This window comes from Enterococcus sp. XAF26B05_ASV22 (genome assembly GCF_056727285.1).
The window spans coordinates 2,759,128-2,782,974 of the sequence record NZ_CM161538.1 but is presented as its reverse complement, the minus strand read 5'-3'; the positions used below and the strand labels follow the sequence as shown (position 1 = coordinate 2,782,974).

General features: G+C 36.9%; 20 protein-coding genes. 12 read left to right on the top strand and 8 right to left on the bottom strand.

From position 1 onward, the window contains the following. Positions 1-56 precede the first annotated feature (56 nt). The 6 genes from AC1PU0_RS13800 to AC1PU0_RS13775 all read left to right on the top strand — a co-directional run bounded on the left by AC1PU0_RS13800 (position 57) and on the right by AC1PU0_RS13775 (position 6,894). Positions 57-1,304 carry a hypothetical protein gene (locus AC1PU0_RS13800; RefSeq protein ID WP_479998487.1) on the top strand — a complete coding sequence of 416 codons (1,248 nt, stop codon included), beginning with the start codon at positions 57-59 and terminating at the stop codon, positions 1,302-1,304. A gap of 39 nt (positions 1,305-1,343) precedes the next feature. Further along, entirely contained in the window at positions 1,344-2,078 is a 735-nt protein-coding gene (locus AC1PU0_RS13795; RefSeq protein WP_206850692.1) for an LPXTG cell wall anchor domain-containing protein, read from the top strand. Positions 2,079-2,094: 16 nt separating this feature from the next. Continuing rightward, positions 2,095-2,937 (top strand): BsaA family SipW-dependent biofilm matrix protein, encoded by an 843-nt coding sequence (locus tag AC1PU0_RS13790; protein ID WP_206850693.1) that lies wholly within the window; start codon positions 2,095-2,097, stop codon positions 2,935-2,937. 13 nt (positions 2,938-2,950) lie between these two features. Continuing rightward, positions 2,951-3,574: a TasA family protein gene (locus tag AC1PU0_RS13785; RefSeq protein WP_069653840.1), complete on the top strand. Its 624-nt coding sequence runs from the start codon at positions 2,951-2,953 to the stop codon at positions 3,572-3,574. A gap of 117 nt (positions 3,575-3,691) precedes the next feature. Beyond that, positions 3,692-5,917 (top strand): hypothetical protein, encoded by a 2,226-nt coding sequence (locus tag AC1PU0_RS13780; RefSeq protein ID WP_206850694.1) that lies wholly within the window; start codon positions 3,692-3,694, stop codon positions 5,915-5,917. A gap of 269 nt (positions 5,918-6,186) precedes the next feature. Then, positions 6,187-6,894: a recombinase family protein gene (locus tag AC1PU0_RS13775; protein ID WP_111248544.1), complete on the top strand. Its 708-nt coding sequence runs from the start codon at positions 6,187-6,189 to the stop codon at positions 6,892-6,894. A 69-nt stretch (positions 6,895-6,963) separates the two neighbouring features. Here AC1PU0_RS13775 and AC1PU0_RS13770 read toward each other — a convergent pair whose 3' ends face one another. The 3 genes from AC1PU0_RS13770 to AC1PU0_RS13760 form a co-directional block, all read right to left on the bottom strand. Continuing rightward, entirely contained in the window at positions 6,964-8,115 is a 1,152-nt protein-coding gene (locus AC1PU0_RS13770; RefSeq protein WP_111248545.1) for a pyridoxal phosphate-dependent aminotransferase, read from the bottom strand. An 88-nt stretch (positions 8,116-8,203) separates the two neighbouring features. Beyond that, a complete protein-coding gene (locus AC1PU0_RS13765; protein ID WP_111248546.1) occupies positions 8,204-8,926 on the bottom strand; it encodes an amino acid ABC transporter ATP-binding protein in 723 nt (240 codons plus the stop codon). Then, positions 8,919-10,382, bottom strand: a complete 1,464-nt coding sequence (locus AC1PU0_RS13760) for an ABC transporter substrate-binding protein/permease (RefSeq protein WP_069653834.1) — start codon at positions 10,380-10,382, stop codon at positions 8,919-8,921. The genes AC1PU0_RS13765 and AC1PU0_RS13760 overlap by 8 nt, the downstream gene beginning before the upstream one ends. Before the next feature lie 221 nt (positions 10,383-10,603). On the opposite strand from AC1PU0_RS13760, the gene AC1PU0_RS13755 reads away from it, so the two are divergent. From AC1PU0_RS13755 to adhE, 6 genes are all read left to right on the top strand, one after another. After that, positions 10,604-11,689, top strand: a complete 1,086-nt coding sequence (locus AC1PU0_RS13755) for an iron-containing alcohol dehydrogenase family protein (RefSeq protein WP_206850696.1) — start codon at positions 10,604-10,606, stop codon at positions 11,687-11,689. An 80-nt stretch (positions 11,690-11,769) separates the two neighbouring features. Next, positions 11,770-12,999, top strand: a complete 1,230-nt coding sequence (locus AC1PU0_RS13750) for a hypothetical protein (protein WP_206850697.1) — start codon at positions 11,770-11,772, stop codon at positions 12,997-12,999. A 288-nt stretch (positions 13,000-13,287) separates the two neighbouring features. Beyond that, positions 13,288-14,433, top strand: a complete 1,146-nt coding sequence (gene tgt, locus AC1PU0_RS13745) for a tRNA guanosine(34) transglycosylase Tgt (protein ID WP_069653832.1) — start codon at positions 13,288-13,290, stop codon at positions 14,431-14,433. Positions 14,434-14,515: 82 nt separating this feature from the next. Beyond that, positions 14,516-14,887: a preprotein translocase subunit YajC gene (gene yajC / locus AC1PU0_RS13740; protein WP_069653831.1), complete on the top strand. Its 372-nt coding sequence runs from the start codon at positions 14,516-14,518 to the stop codon at positions 14,885-14,887. An 80-nt stretch (positions 14,888-14,967) separates the two neighbouring features. Then, positions 14,968-15,249 carry a post-transcriptional regulator gene (locus tag AC1PU0_RS13735; protein ID WP_069653874.1) on the top strand — a complete coding sequence of 94 codons (282 nt, stop codon included), beginning with the start codon at positions 14,968-14,970 and terminating at the stop codon, positions 15,247-15,249. Positions 15,250-15,437: 188 nt separating this feature from the next. Further along, entirely contained in the window at positions 15,438-18,035 is a 2,598-nt protein-coding gene (gene adhE / locus AC1PU0_RS13730) for a bifunctional acetaldehyde-CoA/alcohol dehydrogenase (protein ID WP_069653830.1), read from the top strand. 187 nt (positions 18,036-18,222) lie between these two features. Here the strand turns inward: adhE and AC1PU0_RS13725 are convergent, their stop codons facing one another. The 5 genes from AC1PU0_RS13725 to mvk form a co-directional block, all read right to left on the bottom strand. After that, entirely contained in the window at positions 18,223-19,500 is a 1,278-nt protein-coding gene (locus AC1PU0_RS13725) for an ISL3 family transposase (RefSeq protein ID WP_479998486.1), read from the bottom strand. Between the two features lie 266 nt (positions 19,501-19,766). Next, positions 19,767-20,813, bottom strand: coding sequence for a type 2 isopentenyl-diphosphate Delta-isomerase (gene fni, locus AC1PU0_RS13720; protein WP_206837854.1), 1,047 nt, complete (start codon positions 20,811-20,813; stop codon positions 19,767-19,769). After that, the gene (locus AC1PU0_RS13715; RefSeq protein WP_206850614.1) at positions 20,797-21,894 is read right to left on the bottom strand and encodes a phosphomevalonate kinase; all 1,098 of its coding nucleotides are present in this window, start codon (positions 21,892-21,894) and stop codon (positions 20,797-20,799) included. The genes fni and AC1PU0_RS13715 overlap by 17 nt, the downstream gene beginning before the upstream one ends. Next, positions 21,891-22,889, bottom strand: a complete 999-nt coding sequence (gene mvaD, locus AC1PU0_RS13710) for a diphosphomevalonate decarboxylase (RefSeq protein ID WP_069653827.1) — start codon at positions 22,887-22,889, stop codon at positions 21,891-21,893. The genes AC1PU0_RS13715 and mvaD overlap by 4 nt, the downstream gene beginning before the upstream one ends. Beyond that, positions 22,889-23,833 carry a mevalonate kinase gene (mvk, locus tag AC1PU0_RS13705; protein WP_111248552.1) on the bottom strand — a complete coding sequence of 315 codons (945 nt, stop codon included), beginning with the start codon at positions 23,831-23,833 and terminating at the stop codon, positions 22,889-22,891. The genes mvaD and mvk overlap by 1 nt, the downstream gene beginning before the upstream one ends. Positions 23,834-23,847 lie beyond the last annotated feature (14 nt).

Sequence of the window (23,847 nt, the reverse complement as noted above, 5' to 3'; positions counted from 1 at the left end):
CTAATAAGGTAAAGTGAGAATATATATATTATATTTTTATAGGAGGATTATTTAAAATGAAAAAAAACAAAAAGAAAAAGCTGGTAGCTCCAGCGTGTCTAGCATTATTAGCTCCAGCTGCAGGTACCTTTGCGTGGATCAATTCTCAAGACCAACGAATTAACCGTGTGAAAACTGCCGCAATTAAAGATGGTAGTGTCAGTGTTGAAGAAAATTGGAAGCCAAAACCAATCGTTCCAGGTACGAATGCCACAAAAGAAGTAGCGGTTACGAATTCTGGTGATACTCCAGTGTTTGTGCGTGTTTCATACGAAGAAGTATTAAAACATTTAACAGAAAAAGGCGCTGTAACGAATCGTACGACAGGTTGGAAAGCGAATGAAGTCTTGTCTTTATCTGATGATATTCCAGTCGAATATGATGGAGAAAAGTATACGGGTCCAGAGAGCGACTACATAGATGTTACAGCTAAGGTAAAAGATGGCTCTAATGCCGCTTTACCAGCAGGTGTTAAAGTTTATGCAAAAGGTTCAGTTACTAAAGATCCTGTAACTGGTGCTGAAAATACAACATTCAGTTATTCTGCATTCTTTGAATACGCTAGTGGTAAATACCAAGCGATGGAAACAGAAGTATCTGTGGCAGGCGGAAATGCTGTTGGGTCACAAATCGAAGATTGGAACTTTGTGATGTCAAAAGCTGAATATTCAGTTTATAAAGGTGGCTATAGCAATATGGCAACAAACTGGGCTGCTTCTTCTTTAGAAGGTGCTTCAGCAGATGCGACTACAGCTAAAGCTTCACTTTTAGGTAGTGCAGGCAAAAAATATGATGTTGATTACGATTACACAAGCAAAGCTTTAGGATTAGATGCACTTCCTGCAGTAACACCAGCAACAGATGGTGATCAAATTCCAGTTGCAAATTCAGAGAAAAAAGGCGTTCAAGCGGATAAAGTAGCTCTAGGAGTGAGTGGAATCAGAGTAGAATATGGTACAGATATGGTGACAACTGCTGCATTAGCTAAAGATAAATGGGCTTACAACAAAGAGGATGGCTATTTCTACTTCACGAGTCCAGTTATCTCAGGTGCGACAACACCGCATTTGTTGAAAAAACTAATTTTTACAAACGATATTGGAACAGAGTATACAAATGCAACATATGATTTAATTGTAAAAATGGAAGCTATTCAAGCAACTAAAGAAGCGTTAACTGATAGCACTGGTTGGAACTTAAATGGAGCAGACGACTCAGAAACTAAAAAAATTACAGCTTATTTAGATGAACAAGCAGCAAGCTAAATTCTAGTTATGAAAAAGTAAAGGGAAGGGGATAAAAAGATGCAGCAATATCAAGTACAAAAACGTCTACTATTATTGGTTTTATACAGTTTATTAAGTGTTTTTATCACTTTCACAAGTGGAACGTTACTAGCTATTGCCAGTCAAACCCTTCCTCCAGGGGTGGTCATTGGCGATGAAACAGGAATATCTGCCTCTTCGGAAGGAGAATATTATGTTGATTTGCCGAATGTCTTACCTGGAGAAAGCTATGAAAAAACGATTACGATTCGTAGTCTGGATGTAAAAGAACCGTTTGAATTAGGAATCTTAGTAACCCCAGATAATAAAAAAGGGGTGATTGATTTTGACAAATCGATCACATTGACCTTGTCCATTGACGGAAAAAAAATTTATCAGGGACCGTTATTAGGGAATGGAGAATTTGATTGGACAGTTCAACCATTGATAGTAGGAACATGTGAATATGGTAAAGATCAAATTTTAAATGCAGTGTTCGAGGTTGATAAAGACTTGAACCAGGCAGATTATAAAGAAGAAAGCCAGTTGTTGTATCACTGGACTTTTGTCGCAACTAAAAATCAGCCAAAAACGTCAGAGACTAAAGATAGTAGTACAGATCGACCAAGTAAACCAGCATCTAAAGGGATGTTCCCGATGACTGGCGAAGAAATTAAAAATTTGATTTATAAAACATTGGCAGGACTTTTATTGATGTTAATTGCAATTTTATTATGGAAAAAACGTAAAGAAGAACAAGAAAATGTAGAGTAGAGGAAGGGGGAGACAATTGAGTAGAAAGAAAAAATTGTTGAAAATAATCAATCAAAATAAACCTTTTTTGGCTGTATTTTCTGTATTTTTAAGCCTACTACTTGTAGTAGGAAGTACATACTCGTGGATTACCTATAGTGATGAAAAAATCAATCAAAGCAATCCTAATACTAAGAAACTATCCGCGGCAATCGATGAAGTCTTCACCCCAAATCTACAATGGGCGCAAGGGAAGACTACTGAAAAGAAATTGCTAGTGAGGAACAACGGACAAATGCCAGCCATCGTTCGGATATCTTTGTATGAATTTTTTGCCCAGTTTGAGCTTGATATGACTGATGGCGTTGGTAATGGTAACCAAAAAATTGTAAGTAGTTCAAGTGGATCAGATTTAACAATGGAAGATACTGCTACTTGGGAAAAAGGCAGTACATATAAGATTGCTTCTGAAACGTATTATGTAGCTTCAGAGGTTTACAAAGCCGATAAAAAAAACGTAAGTACAGCTTATGTCTACAAAGGAACTCGACCGATCGAGGCACTGAAGTATTTAACGATTCAATTTAATGATAATGACATTTATGATGAAAATAATAAACCAATGCCTGAAACACAAAATTATTGGTATTATTCTGATGGGTATTTTTATTATTCAGAAGTATTGCAGCCAAAGGAAAAAACGACATTGCTTATCGAAAGTATTACGTTAGATCGAATGTTACCAAACAAGTATAAGAGTTCTTTATATCAGTTGATTCCAGTTATGGATGCTCACGATGTTACAAAATCTCTAATGGAGAACTGGAATATTCCTTCTAGTTCATATCTGGAAGCGATATATCGTGAAAAAGTTCATTAGGAGGGGATTCAAAATGAAATCAAAGAAAAAAGTTGTTCATTTTTTATGGATACTGCCTGTCCTTGCTGTGCTTTTACTTATTGGAAGTGTAACAGCATATGCAGCGATGATGATGAGTGAGGAGAAAGTTAATCTTTTTCAGGTTGGCAATCTTCAGACGAAAGTGAAAGAAGTTTTTACGGAGCCAACAACAATTAAGCCAAATGAATCAGTTACAAAGGAAGTATCAGTAGAAAATACAGGAACAGTAGATCAGTTTGTCCGAGTGATGCTTCAGCCAGAAATTCGTTTAGAAAATGGCGAAAGCACGCGATTATTACCCTCAAAAATTGGAGAAGAGGTTCTTTTAGAGCTGAATCTTACGGATTGGACATTAGGTGAAGATGGTTATTATTACTATTTAAATGTTTTAAAGTCAGGCACTCCCAATAATACTACTAAAAACTTATTCACTGAGGTCAAATTAAAACAAGATTTAGGACTAGAGTATCACAATGCAACTTTTAACTTATTAGTAAAAGTAGAAGCGATTAATTGTGCTAAATATGCTTATCGTGATGCATGGTGGCAAGGGTCTACACCTAGCAGTGGAGCGTTAGAGGCAATCGATAAAAAGTTAGCTGAACATGCGGAGTAAGGATAGGCACATGGAATAATTATTCCATGTATGCCTATTTCAATTCAACACTCATGAAATGAGTGTTTTCTAGGAAGAAATCATTGATTTGATAAGTTTTGAAAAGAAGGAGATAAAATGAAAAAGCAAAGACAGAAATTGAAGAGTAAAAAGAAAAAAATGAGTCTTTTTTTACTACTTGTTTTATTTGTTATTAGCGGCTATCTTTTTGTGGGGCAAGGTGATTTGAAGGCTTCTACTGTGGTAACTAAAAGAGATTTTAGGTTAAAAGCTGAAAATAGATGGAGTGGACTAGATAAAAAAAGTTATGCTGATCTAGAATGGGATAGTGTAAAGGACTTGAGTAAGTCAGGATATCAACTATATCAATCGGAAGATGGCAAATCTTGGAGTGTACGTTCCCTAAATTATGGGAAACCAATAAAAGTTCTGAATATTTATCCAGATATAGCAGGATCTAACACACTGAAAAGCTGGATGGATGGTTTAAATTTAAAAAATTCTAGTGGCGAAAAATTAATTAATGTTAAGGCCGTAAGTCAAAACAACTACGGAACTAATCCCAATGGCTATCTAAAGGACGCAAAAGGCGAATTTCAATATGATGTTATCATGTTTGGTTCTTGGGATTACAATAATCATTTAGATATCTCGGTTACTGCAAAAAACGCAACACAAGAATTTATTGATTCTGGAAGAGGCGTTCTTTTTGGGCACGATACGATTACCCCTAATGATCGTGGTCATACGAATTTTAATAGCTTTGCGGGTCAATTAGGGTTTAAATTGCAAGCAAAGTCTTTTCAAATTGGAAGTACAAATGTAAAAATAACTAATAATGGCTATTTAATGAAATATCCGTACGAGCTACAGAATGATATGGAATTAAAAATTCCACTTACACATACGTGGGGGCAAGGGATTTTGCCTAACTCAAAAACAACTAAATGGTTAGAATTTGAAGCACCATTTAATTGGGATAAACCGGGGGATGGCAGTGCAGATCCAACCTTTTATCTAGCCACCACTAATAATCTTGGTATGATCCAAACGGGTCATAGTAATGGAACATCTACTTCTGATGAACGAAAAATCATAGCAAATACATTATACAATTTAGCTCAGGTTTCTTTTGAAACAACGGCACAAGATCAAACTGTTAAAGATGATCGAGCGCCAGCACTGGCAAATGCTGTACAGAAACCGGGTGGTAGCGTAGATAATTTTGACATTGAAATTGATAGTATGGATCAAGGGAAAGAGTATCAGTGGTATATCGAAGCAGATACGATATCCAGTGGCTTAAAAAAATCAGATGTCGTAAAAGAGACCATTATGAGTAATATAGCTGGCTATTTTTATAAAATCGACAATTCTGCGACTTCAACTTTAGCAGGGACTGTTGAAGGATATAAGGATGAATTCGGTCGGATTGGTTCTAGTAAATATGATATTTATGTGGCACCAACAGGAAGTACAAATCCAGCAGATCCAAATTATGATCCTACACAAGACGCGAACTTAGTCGACTATGATACCAAAGGGACAATTTCTGGCATCAATGGAATAACTGATTTGGAAAAATATATTCATATAGTATCAGTTGATCGTTCAAATAATGTGAGCAAAGTAAAAACAATTCAAATCAAGGATTTGATGAATGAGTTTCGTGTTTTTGAAAAGTATTTCGATACCGAAGGAACACAACTTCAGGCTGATTCATATCAAGATATTCCTAAAGACAGTAATTATGAAAAGATAGTTATGAACATTGATAATTATGTCATAGATAGTTATAAAATTGACGCTGGAACTGACGTAGCAACGGGTCCAGATGCTAAAGTATCTATTGAGAAGGTAAACAAAAACTATACCGTAACTTACTACTACAACAAGCTGATACAATTGAATGTTAGACAGATGATAGTATCAGGCAATAGTGAAGTAATTTCACCGAGTGACGGGTACGTTCAGATAGATAATGGAAAAATTGATAAAAATAGTAATCTATTTAATTTAGCGGTGACTTCAGGAAAAGATGGGGAAGATATTGATTACTCATCGGTAAAATTAGCTAAGAGTGGCGGTCATCATCAATTATTAGTAACCTTAATGGTCCCAGAATATTATCGTTTTAGTGGATATATCGCGACAACAAGTGATGTGCCACATGATAGAAAAGTGAAAAGAGACGGTGAAATTAAATTAGATATTACGGAAGATACGAATTATTGGCTGACAATTTACGTAGAACCAACTGTTGATTCTACTATTTCGCCTACACCATACAGTTGGAATTATAAGGAGAATCAATTAGGGAAAATTGAGAATAGTGGACAATAAGAGCAAGTTTATGCAATGCCAAGTAGAAAGCGTTGGATTCTTAAATCTAATAGAAAAGGAAGATTCTTTGTGTATTTACTATTAATTGCTCTTGGATTAATCATATTTATCCATAGCCTCTTGCTCATGACTATCATTCAAAGAAATACAGAGATGACAAAGAAAATTGCCCAACTTGAGAAGCGAAATTCTCTTTCAAAATCCAGCGGTCAGCGGCAATTTCCAAATGAGCGCAAGACTAAATTAACGAAACGAGGAAGTAGATAACGATGAATATAGGCTATGCTCGTGGAAACAAATTGAATCAGCAATTTGATGTTTTAGAATCGTACGAATTAGACGAAATTTTTTCAGATGACAATCATAGTTATGACGTATTCCAAGATCCTGACAGTGATTATCAGAGATTATTGGATTATACGGAACCAGGTGATTGTTTAGTCATTGCTTTTTTAGAAGTTATTTCCAGAGATTACCAGCAACTACTTGTTTTTTTTAATGAATTGGAAGATTTAGAGTTAGATTTAATTGTATTGACTTCACCAGAGCTGACGTTAAATGATTGGCGGGAAGTGCTTTCGTGGGTTAGTCGTAATGATCAGTTACTACATCCACGTTTAATCAAGCTAAACTTAAAGCCAGGAAAAAAGCAAACGAAAGAAACTTATTCTGTATTTACCAGAAATGCAGAAGCTAAACGACTCTATCGTGATGTCATGTGGCAATTAGTCGGTAAGAATAAACTACGAACGATTGCTAAACAAAAAGGCGTTCCAGTTGAGACGGTTTATCGAATCCAGCAAGAATTTAAACGAGTAAAATTAGCAGTTATCTTAGCAATGTGTTTCTTTTTGACAATTGCTACAATTAAAATTACTGAGAACTTTTCGGACAATATACTGATTCAAATCGTGGTCTGTGTTGTTTCAACTGTAGTTATTCTTTATAACACTTTATCAGATAGCGAACAGCAGTAATAGAAAATCAATTAAAAATAGTTTTGCTTTTTCCATTAATTCACTAGGAAAAAGCAAAACTATTTTAGTTTAAAACGTCATTTTTTCGATTCGGTCAAAGGCTTCTTTCAAAACTTCTATGTTTTGTGTGGCTGCTAACCGTACATAATCGTCACCAGTTGTTTCACCAAAGGCTTTTCCAGGAATCATCAAGACATTCGTTTCCTTTAAGACTTTTTCAACAAATGGGACAGAAGTTAGGCCTGTTTTAGAAATGTTGATAAACGCATACATACTTCCTTTAATTGGGTGAAGCGAAAGAAATGAGATTTTGGCAATTCTTTCTTCCAGATACTCCAATCTTTCTTTAAAAACAGACACAACACTTGGTATTAATGTTTCAGAATGCTTTAAGGCATAGATTCCTGCTTGTTGGGAAGGACTTGGTGCAGAGTAAGTAATACTTTCGTTGATTAATTTTGCTGCGTCATTGATATAATCAGGTGCAATCATATACCCGATCCGCCAACCAGTCATTGCAAATCCTTTTGAGAAACTACTGAACGTAATTGTATTTTCAGGAGCAAAATTAGCCATTGGTATGAAATCATCATAGAAGCAAAAGGCCTCATATACCTCATCAGAGAGGATGTAAAAATCATTCTCGATAGCTAAATCAGCGATTGCTTTAAACGTTTCAGGAGAAAATACAGCGCCCGTTGGGTTATTTGGCGAATTGATAATAATCGCTTTTGTTTTATCAGTGATAGCTGCTTTCAATACATCGATATTGATTTGAAAACCATCTTCTTCATAAGTTGGAATAAAAACTGGTTTACCTCCAGCAAATAATACTTGGTCTTTATACGGCGAGAAATAAGGTTCGTGAATCATTACCTCATCATCAGGATCGAGTATTACTTGCAGTGTTAGGTACATACCATGTAATGCACCGACCGTTGCACGCACTTGGCTAGGTTCAAAGGACAGATCATATTGTTTTTGATAAAAATCTACTACGGTTTCAATAAAGGCTTGACTGCCACCGGATGCAGTGTATTTCGTATGACCATTTTTAACATCTGTAAAAGCCGCTTCAATGATTTTTTCATCTGTGATCAAATCGGGATCACCAATCGATAAATCTAGTAAATCAGGTACTTGTTTCGCTAAGGTGGCAATATCCATCAAGATATTCTCCGTAGGTTGTTGATGTTTTTTTGCAATGTTTGAACGATCCATGTTTTTACCTCCGATTTCTTTATTCATATACTATTTTTTAAGAGGACAAAACAAGCTTATTTATACTTGCTTTGTCCTCTTTCGACTGTTATAAAACTTTTCTTAAAAAATCTTGGGTTCTTGGATTTTTCGGTTCGCCAAAAATTTCTTCAGGTGTCCCTTCTTCCTGAATGATTCCAGCATCCATGAAAATCACACGATCGGCAACTTCACGTGCGAAGCCCATTTCATGTGTAACAACGACCATTGTCATGCCTTCAACTGCCAAAGCTTTCATAACGGCTAAAACTTCACCGACCATTTCTGGATCAAGTGCAGAGGTTGGTTCGTCGAATAACATGACATCAGGATTCATTGCTAAAGCACGAGCGATCGCTACCCGTTGCTGTTGTCCGCCAGATAAGCTTGAAGGGTAACTTTCGGCTTTTTCTTGTAAACCAACTTGTTCTAATAGAGCCAGTGCTTTTTCTTTCGCCACATCAGGTGCTTCTTTTTTTACTTTGACTGGACTGATTGTTAAATTGGCTAAAACGGTTTTATGTGGAAATAGATTGAAATTTTGGAATACCATACCCATTTTCTGGCGTAGAGCATCAATATCGGTATCTTTGTCCAATAAATTTTTCCCTTCAAATTCAATCGTTCCATCTGTTGGTTGTTCTAATAAGTTTAAGCATCGTAAGAAGGTACTTTTTCCACTACCAGAAGGTCCGATGATTACGACAACTTCTCCAGCTTTAACATCTAAGTCGATCCCTTTTAAGACTTCATTTTTTCCGAAGGTTTTGTGTAGATTTTTAATATTAATCACTAGTACTCATTCTCCTTTCAGCAACACCTAATAGGCGTGAAATGGTAAAGGTTAAAACAAAGTAAATCAATGATACTACTAAATAAGGTAAGAATGGTTTAAAGCTAGCTCCTTGAACATTGCCGGCTTGGAAAATCAATTCTGAAACACCTATAACTGAAACGACAGATGATTCTTTGATTACAGTTACAAATTCATTTCCTAAAGCAGGTAAGATATTTTTGATTGCTTGAGGTAAAATGATGTAACGCATTGCTTGTGGTTGGTTCATACCTAGAGAACGCGCAGCCTCTAGCTGACCTTTGTTGACTGCATTGATTCCAGCACGAACGATTTCAGCAACATAGGCACCACTGTTCAATGCAAGAGCAATACAGCCAGCAGCGATTTTCGATAAATCAAGCCCTAAAACACCCGTGCCAAAATAAACAATAAAGATTTGGACTAGTAATGGAGTACCACGAACATATTCAATATAGCAGATGGCGATACCACGTAAAATTTTTGATTTAGATAATTTCATCAAAGCAAGCAGTCCACCTAAAATAGCACCAAATAATACGCCCATAAAGGCTAAGAAAATCGTATAACCAGCACCGCTGATATAGAATTTACCATATTTTCCAAGGAAGCTTTCATCATCTGTAAACATTAATTTGCCTGCTTCTTTCTTATAACCCTCAAGTAAATTGTTATCATTGATTGTTTCGATCGAAGCATTGACTTTTTGTTCTAAAACAGGTGCATTTTTAGGAATCGCAACGGCAGCATCTTTTTGGCCTTGTTCAAATGAAACGTCTGCAAACGTCAAGTCTTGATCACGATCAACGTAAGCTTCAGCAACTGGGCCTTCCAAAACAGCAGCCTCTACTTTTTTATTTTTTAAATTCATGATGATGTCTGGTACTTTTTGTAAAGAAGTAGGAATCGAACCGATAAGTTCCGTCTTAGCTAATTCTTCTTGTGTCGTTTGCTTTTGAACGCCAACTTTCACACCATCAAAATCTTTTGTTGATTGAAAGTTATCTTTATCCGCTTTTCTAACGACTACTTTTTGTTGGACGTTCATATACGGAGTTGAAAAATTAACTTCTTGTAGTCGTTCAGGTGTTGGTGCCATACCTGAAATGATTAAATCGATTTTACCTGTTTTCATTGCACCTAATAATGCATCAAAACCCAATTCTTCGATTTTTAATTTAACGCCCATATCATCTGCAATTTTTTGTGCAATTGAGATGTCAAAACCAACGATTTGGTCTTTACCGTCAACATCTGCGTGAAATTCATATGGTGCGTAATCAGCAGACAAACCAACAATCAGTTCCCCACGTTTCATGATGCTGTCATAGACTGGATCAGGTTCTTCAGCGATTACTGTAGTTACTGGGATAAAAGTCAGTAGTACCAGCAAGATTGGAATAATAAGTGCTAAGGTTTTTTTACATAATTTCATTTGTTCTTCTCCTTTATAATAGAGTAATAACAGTTGAGTATGCGCAACTGCTTGTATTCAATAAATATTCTAAAAAACGTGCATAAATGTATAAAAATTTATTGTTTTTGGATGTGTTTTATCATATCATAGATTAGGAGAAAGGAAAAGTGAATTTTATCAAAGAATTTAAAAATGTCACTTTTGCATAAAAATTAGTAAAAAATGAAAGGTTGGGACCAATGAATCAATCGTTGATAGTAAGAGGAGCGCCACAAGAATATGAATGCCGTGTTGGTGCGTGGGATGATTTAGAAGAACATTTAAATAGAAGAAAGCTTAAACGTGTGATGATATTACATGGAAAAGATTCGTGGGAAGCTGCCAAGCCATATTTTCCAACATTAATGACTATAGATACATACTTTGTATATTATGGAGGAGAATGCACGGATGAGAAAACAATAGAGCTGAAACAGCTTTTTGAACAAAAAGAACTGGAAGGTATCATTGCTGTAGGAGGCGGAAAAATTGCAGATTTAGGTAAAGCAGTAGCGAATCAATGTACTAAACCTATCTTGATTTTGCCAACCTTAGCAGCAACTTGTGCTGCGTATACACCGTTAAGTGTGATATACGAAAATAATGGTGCAATGAATCGCTATGATATTTTTGCGAATAGCAATGCCCTAGTTTTAATCGAGCCTAAGGTTCTCTTAGATTCACCGATCGAGCTGATGATCGCAGGAATTGGTGACACGATCGCTAAATGGTATGAAGCCGATGCGATGATCTCGCAATTAGCGGTACAGCCGATTGAAATCCAAGTCTCTGCTTTCGCAGCCAAAAAATGCAGAGATGTTTTACTCGCTGACAGCCAAGAAGCGCTAAAAGCAATGAAAGAGAAAGAAATCAATCAAGCTTTTTTAAATATTGTAGAAACAATTATCCTACTTGGAGGAATGGTGGGAGGCTTTGGTGACGATTATGGTCGGACATCTGGCGCTCACTCAATTCATGATGCACTCACTATTTTACCTGAAAGTCATCATCAATTACATGGCAATAAAGTCGCGTACGGTGTTCTGGTTCAATTGGTGATCGAAGATAAATGGAATGAAATTGAACAACTAATGCCATTTTACTCCAGTCTTGATTTACCAACTTCTTTAAAAGACATGAAAATGAACTTAACAGAGGATGATTATCAGCGAGTGGCGGAGCGAGCTGCTGAACCACATGAAACAATCCATTATATGAAAGAAAAGATTACTAAGGATCGGGTAAAAGATGCAATGAAGGCACTTGAAAAGTTCAATACAAAATAAAATCGAACAAAATGTTTGCGTTTGTTCTTTTAATGATAGCTATTTTATGAGAAAATCTATCTATAAGGGAGGAAATAAAAATGAAAAAAATAGTAAGTGTTTTAATGGTAGTAAGCATGCTAAGTTTTTACCCAAATTGGGTATTCGCTGAAGTCAAAACAAGTAGCACAATTGAAAAGGTTCAATCGACAGAAAAAATGATTGAAAGTGAAACAGAATCCACCGAAGTCCAAAGTGTAACAACTAAGATTTCTTCTGACTCAACTACGTCATCGAGTGACGCTGAAGAGGTTGATTCAATGAGTGAAGAAGCTGAACAGACGGATAGAGCTTCTATCATTGCTGGCGGTTGGACTACTCCACATATTCTATATAAGACATATGTCCAAGATTTAGGATGGCAAAAGCAAGTCTCAGATGGTGCAACGAGCGGAACTATTGGAAAAGGAAAAGCAATCCAAGGAGAAAATATGTACTTTCATGGTGGTGGACCTGGAATCAATCAATGGATTGAAACGAGTTATCATCTTGCCGATTATGGATGGAATTCAGACAGAGGTATATATGAAGAATTTCAAGGGAAAAGGTTTAAAAAACGTTTGGAAGCAGTTCGATTTAGATTAGTTGGTACAACGCTAAGTCGGTATAATCTTTATTATCGAGTTCATGTCCAGAATTTTGGTTGGCTAGGATGGGCAAAAAATAACGAGCCAGCTGGAACTGAAGGCTATGGATATCAAGTAGAGGCGATTCAGATTTGTTTTGTTCCCAATAATAAACCAGCTCCTGGAAGCACAGCTAATACTTTCAAAAAAATGCCTAAACTCAATTATCGTGCAAATATTCAAGGATTAGGTTGGCAAGGATATGTTCATAATGGTAAAACCAGTGGAACAGTAGGTCGCGGACTTCGATTAGAAGGGATTCAGGCAAGAATAGCAGATTATCAGTCTTCTGGCTCTGTTGAATACCAGACCCATGTTCAAAATATTGGTTGGCAAGGTTGGAAATCAAATGGAGCAACAAGCGGCTCAGTAGGAAAACAATTGAGAACAGAAGCTGTTCGTTTTCGTCTAACAGGACAATTAGGTAAGGATTTTGATATTTATTATCGGGTATATGTGGAAGAGGCTGGTTGGCTAGATTGGGCAAAAAATGGTACATCTGCTGGTACTAGTGGTTTCGGATATCGCCTAGAAGGAATTCAAGTCAAACTTGTTAAAAAAGGAAGTGTTGCACCAGGAAAAACGCAGAATGCTTTCTTTGATCGAATAGAATCAGGTAGCAATTTTTCGAAGGTTATTCAGTAATATCTATGTCTGAATATTACTAAATTAAGCACTGATAAAAAGCCTAAGGTAAAGCGAAATATATGTTTTATCTTAGGCTTTTAATATAAAGAAAGGCAATCTAATGGTTCAATAGTTACCGAAGTAATTCGCTTTATTTTACTTTTTCTACTTAAGTTCAAGCGATTTCACTAAATTATTAGAAAACATATCAAATCTATAGTTGTAACCACTTCAGCTCTTGCAAATACGAACAAAAAAAAGTATGATGAGGAAAGTGTAAATATACAAAAGAAAGTAGGAGAATGAATGACAGAACCAGCCATTCGTTATCGTTTAATAAAGAAAGAAAAACATACAGGTGCCCGTTTAGGAGAAATCATCACCCCTCACGGAACGTTTCCAACACCAATGTTTATGCCTGTAGGAACGTTAGCGACAGTAAAAACAATGTCACCAGAAGATTTGAAAGAAATGGGCGCAGGAGTGATTCTGAGCAATACGTATCATTTATGGCTTCGTCCGGGAGATGATCTGATTGCAGAAGCTGGTGGCTTACATAAATTTATGAATTGGGATCAACCAATTTTAACTGATTCTGGTGGTTTTCAAGTATTTTCATTAAGTGATATGCGTAAAATCACGGAGGAAGGTGTTCATTTTAGACACCATTTGAATGGGTCAAAACTATTTCTTTCACCAGAAAAAGCAATCAACATTCAAAATAATCTAGGCTCTGATATCATGATGAGTTTTGATGAATGTCCGCCGTTTGATGAAAGCTATGAGTATGTGAAGAAATCGATTGAGCGTACATCACGCTGGGCAGAACGTGGCTTAAAAGCGCATGCTAATCCAGATCGTCAAGGCTTATTTGGAATCATTCAAGGCGCAGGGTTTGAAGATCTACGTCGCCAAAGTGCAAAAGAGTTGATCAGTATGGACTTTCCAGGATATTCCATTGGTGGTTTATCAGTAGGGGAACCAAAAGCGGAGATGAACCGTGTACTAGATTTTACAACACCTTTGATTCCAGATAACAAGCCAAGATACCTAATGGGTGTGGGAACAGCAGATTCATTAATCGATGGTGTGATTCGTGGGATCGATATGTTTGACTGTGTCTTGCCAACTCGTATTGCTAGAAATGGAACGTGTATGACATCGAAAGGTCGTCTGGTTGTTAAAAATGCGCAATACGCAAGAGATTTCCGTCCCTTGGATGAGAAATGTGATTGCTACACTTGTAAAAACTATACGCGGGCTTATATTCGTCACTTGATCAAGGCTGACGAAACATTTGGGATTCGTTTAACGTCTTACCATAATTTATATTTCCTATTGAATTTAATGAAACAAGTTCGTCAAGCAATTATGGATGATAATTTATTGGAATTTAGAGAAGCCTTTTTTGAAGAATATGGTTTCAATAAAGAGAATGCGAAAAGTTTCTAAAAAAACGAACAAAAGACTAGTGTTGTAAAAGAAATTTTGTTACAGTAAACTAGTGATTATAGGATAGAGAGGTGAATAGATAATGGGCGGAGGACTTTCGTTTATTTTACCATTAATTCTTTTAGCAGGAATGATGTTTTTTATGACTCGTTCGCAAAAGAAACAACAAAATGAACGTCAAACACTTTTGGATGCAATGAAAGTGGGCGATGAAGTTGTAACGATCGGCGGTTTACACGGCGTGATCTCTGAACTTGATGCTGACAAAAAAACTGTATTGATCGATTGTGAAGGAATTATCCTTGAATTTGATCGTGCAGCAATCAAAACAGTGAAGCCAGGTACAGTTGTTGCAAATGATAATGATGTAACTGTAGTTGAAACGAAGGAAGAAACAGTTGTTGAAGAACCAACTGTAACAGAAACTTCTGAAAACAACGAAACGAAAGAATAAATTCCAGCTTGCTGGAATTTTTTCTTTCTAAAACATATAAGAAAGTACATAGGTCATTCTTTAGAAAGAAGGGGAGAACCATCGAAAAGCTATCGTGGCATCAAAAGTTCTTATTGAAAAAAGAATTAAAAATCAAATGCCGATCTTTTCAGCAACTTGGTTATTCATCTGTTAATGAAACCGAATTGATGAACTATCTTGTTTCTTATCGGTGGAAAAAGAACGCTCCATCATCGATCAAAGCTTGTCGTGAAGACATTTTACATATTGAGCCAAATGAATTTTTTGATTATCAGCAGTTGATTGCTCAAACAAGTAGTTTGACCATTAAAGATTGGCATGACTTGACGGATCTATTCTAATTTTGAATAGGTTCTTTTTCTTTTTATAAATTAGGGAACGCTTGCTTTGGTAGATGAAATAAAAAAAGCGTTAAATGTGAAAAAAATCACAAAAAACTATTTACAAGAAAAAAATATTGTTGTATGATGTGTATGTGAAATAGTTAACAAGAAAAAATTAATTTATTTATTTTTCTAGGAGGATCAAAATGGCTAAAACAATGAAGAGAGAAGATACTAAAAAGACTGATGTAACAGCAATGATCGACGAATTGGCAAAAAAAGCAAATGTTGCTTTAAAAGAAATGGAAGACTTTGATCAAGAAAAAGTTGACCACATTGTGCACCAAATGGCAATGGCTGCTTTAGATCAACATATGCCTCTAGCAAAAATGGCTGTCGAAGAAACTGGCCGTGGGATATACGAAGATAAAGCAATCAAAAATATGTATGCCTCTGAATATATCTGGAATAGTATCAAACATGACAAAACAGTGGGTGTTATCAATAAAGATGACCAAACAGGTTTAATCGAAATCGCTGAACCAGTTGGGGTGGTTTGTGGGGTTACACCAACAACCAATCCAACATCAACGACAATTTTCAAAGCGTTGATTTCTATCAAAACACGTAACCCGATTGTCTTTGCTTTCCATCCAAGTGCACAAAAATGTTCTGCTGAAGCTGCTCGAATCGTTCGCGATGCTGCAATCAAAGCAGGGGCTCCTGAAAACTGTGTACAGTGGATCGAACAACCTTCTTTAGAAGCAACTTCAGGTTTGATGAATCATCCTGGAATCGCGATTGTTTTAGCTACTGGTGGTAGCGCCATGGTTAAATCGGCATACTCAACTGGTAAACCAGCGTTAGGTGTTGGACCAGGGAATGTTCCTTCATATATTGAAAAAACAGCAAAAATCAAACGTGCAGTAAATGACTTGATCGTTTCTAAATCATTCGATAATGGTATGATCTGTGCTTCTGAACAAGCTGTGATCGTAGATAAAGAAGTTTATGCAGCTGTAAAAGCTGAATTTGAAGCACACCAAGTATACTTCGTCAAACCAAACGAATTACAAAAACTTGAAGATGCCGTGATGAATGAAGGGAAATATGCAGTAAATCCAGCAATTGTTGGGTATTCTGCTGAACATATAGCAGAATTAGCAGGAATCAAAGTACCAAAAGGCACAAAAATTCTAATTGCTGAACTTGAAGGAGCAGGAGCGGAATACCCACTTTCTCGCGAAAAATTATCGCCAGTTTTAGCCATGATGAAAGCAAAAAATACAGATCATGCCTTTGATTTATGTGAAGCAATGCTTGAATTAGGTGGTTTAGGTCATACAGCAGTGATTCATACAGAAGATGAGGATCTACAAGTGAAATTTGGTTTGCGTATGAAAGCTTGCCGTATCTTAGTGAATTCTCCATCAGCTGAAGGCGGAATCGGGAATATCTATAACGAAATGATTCCTTCATTAACATTAGGTTGCGGATCTTACGGTAAAAACTCAGTCTCTAAAAACGTATCTGCTGTTAACTTGATCAATGTCAAAACTGTAGCGAAACGGAGAAATAATATGCAATGGTTTAAATTACCGCCAAAAATTTTCTTTGAAAAAAATTCATTACAATATCTACAAAAAATGGAAAATGTTGAACGTGTGATGATTGTATGTGATCCAGGAATGGTTCAATTTGGTTACGCTGATACGGTTCGTAAAGAATTACAAAAACGTAAAAACGACGTTCAAATCGAAGTATTCTCAGCAGTTGAACCAAATCCATCTACAAATACAGTGTATGCTGGAACAAAAGTCATGGTTGATTTTGAACCAGATACAATCATCGCTTTAGGTGGGGGATCTGCAATGGACGCAGCTAAAGGCATGTGGATGTTCTATGAGCACCCAGACACAGAATTCTTTGGCGCTAAACAAAAATTCTTAGATATCCGTAAACGCACATACAAAATTGAAAAAGCAGTTAAAACGCAATTTGTATGTATCCCAACAACATCAGGTACAGGTTCAGAAGTCACACCATTTGCTGTTATTACAGATAGTGATACGCATGTGAAATACCCATTAGCTGATTACGCATTAACGCCAGATGTTGCGATCATCGATCCTCAATTTGTGATGTCAGTTCCAGCTTCTGTAACGGCAGATACTGGTATGGACGTTTTGACACATGCAATTGAGTCTTACGTTTCAGTCATGGCTTCTGATTACACGCGTGGATTAAGTTTACAAGCGATTAAATTGGTATTTGACCACTTAGAAAACTCAGTGAAACGTCCGGATGCAGAAAGTCGTGAAAAGATGCATAATGCATCAACAATGGCTGGTATGGCTTTTGCCAACGCATTCTTAGGAATTTGTCACTCAGTCGCACATAAAATTGGTGGAGAATACGGCATTCCTCACGGACGTACAAATGCGATTTTATTACCGCATATCATCCGTTACAATGCCAAAGATCCTTCAAAACATGCAATGTTCCCTAAATATGACTACTTCCGTGCAGATACAGATTATGCTGATATTGCGAAATTCTTGGGTCTTAAAGGCAAAAATACTGCAGAATTAGTGGATGCACTAGCAACAGCTGTTTATGATTTAGGGGTATCAGTTGGAATTGATATGAACTTGAAAGCACAAGGTGTAACACAAGAAATTCTTGATTCAACTGTTGATCACATGGCTGAATTGGCTTATGAAGATCAATGTACAACAGCTAATCCGAAAGAACCATTGATCAGTGAATTGAAACAAATCATCATTGATGCATATAATGGTTAAACGTCTATAAGAATACTAAGTGCTTGGGACATGATGACTTCACGCATCATGACCCAAGCACTTCTTTTTTACGAAAAGAGATATAATATTAGTAAATGAAATGGTTCTACGTCAAATTGTGTTGGTGAACAAAAAACTGAATAGAAATCAAAGTCTGGTAAGGATAGAACATTCTTATCAGGCTTTTTTATTGTTGTGAAAAAGTAAGACCTTGAATAATATAAATACGTGAACGAAAATGATAAAAGTTTCGATAGCCATAGGCTACCCGTTTGATTACCTTAAGTTTATTGTTTAAGCCTTCAGTAATACCATTAGAATAAGGGAAGCGAAAAGAATTTTTAATGCCTTCTTTATATTTGTTAAAGAAGAGTAATTTCTTTTTGAACCAGTGTGGTAGCTGATTATCTAGCTGTTGAAGATACTCAAAAAAGAGCGTATGTTCTCGATGAGAAAAAGCGTATTTTAAGTATTGAACCGTATCATAGCCTGTTCGTAGGACATCATCATAGTGCAACAGTTCATCGACAATATCTTGTTGACTTAATGGTCGTTTAAATAAGGGCTGATAAGCTCGACAGTTTATATCTAACTTATTGGAATCTTTCAATAGTAGCTTCCAATAGCGTTTTAAACGACGGTATTGTTTTGGTTCAGAACTTTTCAAACGGTTCATCGTTTGAATTCGCAGTTGGTTCAACGTACGATTCATTTGTTGGACGATATGAAAGCGATCCGTCACTAATTGAGCATTCGGAAAGACCGTTCGAAGAAGTTGATGGTAACTAGCGTTCATATCGGTTACGAGATACGCTACATGTAACCGAGCTTCACGTGTAAAGCGCATGAAATGAGCGGTCAATTTGTGTAATCGTCTATCTTCCAGCACTTCTAACAACTGATTCCGTTCTCCATCCACACAAATAAAGCTCATACTTCCTTGGCAAGATTTCATGGATTTAAATTCATCGATACATAGAATTTTAGGGAGGAAGTTCCAGTTTGTTCGATAATTTTTTGATAGTCTCTCCATCATTCTAAGGACTGTTATGTCTGAAACAAAGTGTTTTTGAGCAATCAATTTTCTTGAAACATTCTTTTTCAAGTCAAGCATAATTTGGTATTGAAGCTGTTTAGATAAGTGATGATGTTCTTCAATCAGCTCTGTATGAGCGTGGAAAGTAGCACCGCATTCATGACAAAGAAAACGTGTCCGTTTTAGTTCTAATAGAGTGAAGCGCTCATTAAATACAGGCAATTGAGCTGTTGTTGTATGACTGCCATTTTTGATGATTTGTCCATGATTGAGGCTCCCACATTTCTCGCAATGAGCAGGTGAATAAATCAGCTTGGCTTTAATCACTTGAGCTTGCACTCCTTTTACTGGTCTTTGTTCCAGCCAATTTTCTTCAAACCGGAGGTTTTTGTCTGTAAGTCCGAGCAATAATCTGGTATTTTTATCCATAGGGAACAACCTTTCTGATGATTTGTGGTTTTTGTCGATTTCATTTTATCAGTTAGTTGTTCCTTTTTTGTATTTAAATGCTCAAAAAAGTGCTGGTAGAAAATCTTTTTTGATTTCCACCAACACAATATATTATAGAGCCAATGAAATTGGGGGGCTAGATAATGACGGTAAGAGAAGCGTATGAAAAAGGAGTGGATTTCTCCACTCCTTAAACGTCTAACTTTTGGGGACACTACATAGAGTGTAAACTCAGTATGTTTTTTTTATCTACTTCTCTTAGCAAATGGCTGATAAGCAATGCCACGGCTTTCACACCACCGAATGATCTCACTAGAAAAAATAATATCTGTTGTTGTAAGGTCAGTTGTTGTTTGTTTCCCAAGTAAGGTATATAACATTTTAAGTTCATCTTCCCATTGTTGGATAAGCTCAATCGTTTCTTCAAGACCATGTGTCATCAGCTGATTTAAAATAGTTCCAGCTACACCAACACTTTTTGCACCTAAACTAAGTGATTTAATGATATCCAACGATTGTCGGGCACCACCAGAAGCTAAAACAGTAAGGTCACGTTGCCAATTTATCGATTCTAAGAGTGAGAGAACTGTTGACTGTCCCCAATCTGTCAAAAAGCCAAGTTCTCGTTTTTTGCGACGGGCATTTTCAATTTGTGTAAAACTAGTGCCGCCTTGACCACTGACGTCAACAGCTTTTACACCGCGCCAAACCAATTGTTCAATGGTTTCACTACTCATGCCAAAACCAACTTCTTTAACAATGACTGGAACAGACAAGTGAGAAACAATATCTTCAATGTTATCTAGCCAACCATGAAAATCACGATCCCCCTCAGGCATTACTAACTCTTGAGGGAGATTTACATGAATTTGCAATCCGTTAGCTTGAAAAAGATCAACAGCTCTTTTGGCTTCTTCTAAAGAAAGTCCAGCGCCGATATTTGCTAAAAGTACACCGTTTGGATTTTCCTTGCGTATGATTTGATAAGTGTCTGCCAAATCAGGATTTTTTAAGGCAGCATTCACCGATCCTGTCGCTACCAGGATTCCCGTTTCTTTCGCGATAATGCCTAGTTGCTGGTTGATTTCTTTTGCGCGGTCACTACCGCCTGTCATAGCATTGATGTAAAATGGTTGCTTGAAGGAGAAATCAAGAAAAGATGTTGAGATATCAACGTCATCCATCGCTATTTCTGCAAAAGAATGATGAACAAAACGGATTTGATCAAAGTCGTTTGTTTTGTCTTTATGAAAGGCTTTCGCTAAAGAGATATGTTCATCTTTTCGATTCATTTTTTTCCTTCTTTCCGTAAAAATATACATGTAATGGTAACGGAGTAATGCCTTCTTTCTCCCAAGAACTCATCAAAGGTAAAATACCTGATTTTTGCTTAAATAAGACAATTCCACAGTCACCACCACCTGCACCAGATGATTTAGCTGCACCGCCATAGGTTTGTGCTAAATTACATAGTTTTTTAAGAGCAGGGGTTTCGATCGTAACTCCTGTGATCGAGGTTAATTGTTGGAGTAATTTTCGGTTTTTTCGTATTTGCGCTTGAATCAATGAGATATTTTCTGAAGTAAAGCCTGTAATCATTGTTTCAACACACGTTTTACTGTCATCTAAAAATCGTTGGTATGCTATTTCTTGTACTTCTTTTGACTGGTTGACTTGATCAACTAAATCAGAAGTAGAAGCAGGGCTGCCAGTCCAGCCGATCAATAGACGTAATTTTTTAGGAACAGTCAAAGGTTGGATCATTAATTTTGGCCATGTTGTTTGGAGTAATGTGGTCAGCGTTTGCTTTTGAGCTTGTTCGTTGACCCATTGATGATCAAACGTTGAAAAAGCAATCCAACCGCCATAGCAGCTTGCTGCAATATCTCCACAAGAACCATTTCCTTGAACTTCTAAATGAGCCAGTGCAGAGAGTTTGAATATTTCTTCTTCGTTCAATTCTAAACTATAAAACAGACTCAGAGCTTTTACAGTTGCGACTGTTACAGCACCGCTCGAGCCTAATCCATATTTACGTCCGTTTGAATTGTCTAACTCACTAGTGACTTTCAAGTGGTAAAAAGATAATTCTTTGTGTTGTTCTTGTGCATATTTTTCAGTTAAGCGAATTGCTGCAAGTACATAATGAAAGGGATTTTCCCGAATATCTAGAACCAGTTCATTGTTTCTTCTCGTCCAACGAACAGGTAGTGAACTAAACTGAGCTGATTGGATACTGCCGACGTTTTCTGCTGTTTCGAGAGTAACAGTTACAAATTGATCCACTGCAACGATGATTGCCGGATGTCCAGGTTCAACAACGGCATATTCACCAGCAATAAATAGCTTGCCTGGTGTGGAAACTTCTATCATAATTCTTCCGACCTTTCTATAGGAATCATTTCTATTCCTGGTCCTGCGTATGCGGCAATTAGCTGATGTTCAGCAAAATGCTTTCCTAAAAATTCTTTTAACGCAGATAAATTTTTCTTTTCTACTAAAATCTTCACATTCGGCCCAGCGTCCATTGTGAAGTAACAAGGTAGACCTTCTTTTCTGGCTAAACGCACTAACTGCATGACGTTTAAGCTTTCAGGTGACCAATAAGTAAAAGGAGGTACGGCAGCTAAGGTGGTTCCGTGCATGCGTAAGCCGTTTGCTTCAGTGACTTGACCAAGCTTATTAAAATCTTTTTCGGTGATTGCTTGTTTGGCTGTAGCCAAATCTGTTTCGACATTTTCTAACCAACCAGGATAAAAGCTTGATGTTTCTACCGTTCGTTTCATACCATCACGACTGGAAATATCTTTTATACCATCATCGACTAAAACGAAAAGCATTGCTAAATCATCTTCCCATTTATCAGAAGGAATAACGTGTGCAAAGGATGTCTGATCAGAATCCCCTTTTTGCCACTCAGCAAATCCGCCGAAAATACTACGACAGGCTGAGCCAGAGCCGAGTCTAGCTAAGCGGGACAATTCTGTTTCGGTCAATTGTAAATTCAACGCTTCACTACAGGCACCAGCCAGAGCGGCTAACCCACTAGCAGATGAAGCTAAACCAGCAGCTGTCGGAACAAAGTTTTGGCTGTCAACTTTTGCAAATAAAGTCAACTGTTGTTTTTGACGAATAAGGTCTAAGAATTTAGAAATTTTGGCTGTTTGTTTTAAATCTTGTTTTTTTCCATCTAAAAAGAAAACATCCTCAGTTAATGTTTCATCAAAAGATACGCTAGTTTCGGTATAAAATGCATCCAATGTTAAAGATAGACTGCTGTTCATAGGTAGTATTAAGCGCTCATCTTTTTTTCCCCAATATTTTATCAACGCTATATTCGTATAAGCTCGTGCTTTTCCAGCATACATTAATTTTTCACTCCTAATGATTGAATCCAAGTGGCTTTTGCACCTGCTGCTTCTATTGCTGTAGCAATTTTTACCGCTTGCTCTTTAGAATCTGCTAAGGCAATCATACAACCGCCCCGACCACCGCCGGTTAATTTTGCCCCTAAGGCGCCATTTTCCCGAGCCGTAACGACTAATTGATCTAATTGGTCATTGCTAACGGTCAATGCTTTAAGCTGAACTTGTGCTTGATTCATGATTTTGCCTAATAAATAAACATCATCTGTTAAAATAGCTTGTTTTGCAAGCTTAGTCAAGTGGCCTAACTCAGTAATATGTTGTGAAACGCGTTGTTTATTTTGCTCAAAAAGATGTGCAACGTCACTTACAGCAGCTCTGGTTTGCCCTTTGATGCCAGTATCAGCCACTATTAAATAAGCATTAGAAACATTCATTGGAAACGATTCTATTGGTTGACCTTTTATGAAAAATAGCGAATCGTTTCCACTAGTTGCCGCTGCATCAATGCCACTAGGATTGCCATGGGCAATTTTTTCCGCCCGATTGACTAATGGAAGTAGCTCTGATTGGGTGCAAGGCATGTCAAAATAATCAAATAATGCTCGAACGATAGAAACGGCCGCAGCAGCACTTGAACCCATTCCACGTTCTGCTGGAATGGTACTGGTAATAGTGATTTTAAACGTTTCCTTTTCTTTGTGAAGTACATTCAAGGTTTGCTTGATAACTTCTTTGACACTCTTTAGCTGAGGAGGTACTTCTGACAATTCTCCGCAAAAATAATGACAATCTACTAACATATTGGTATCAGGTTCAACTTTTGTTGAAATATACGTTTCTTGAAAGGGAAAAGCAATTGCAGGTTCACCGTAAACAACAGAATGTTCACCCATTAAAATAATTTTCCCAGAAGCTCGTCCATGACCAGTTTTTTCTTTCTTCATTCTAATAACAGTCC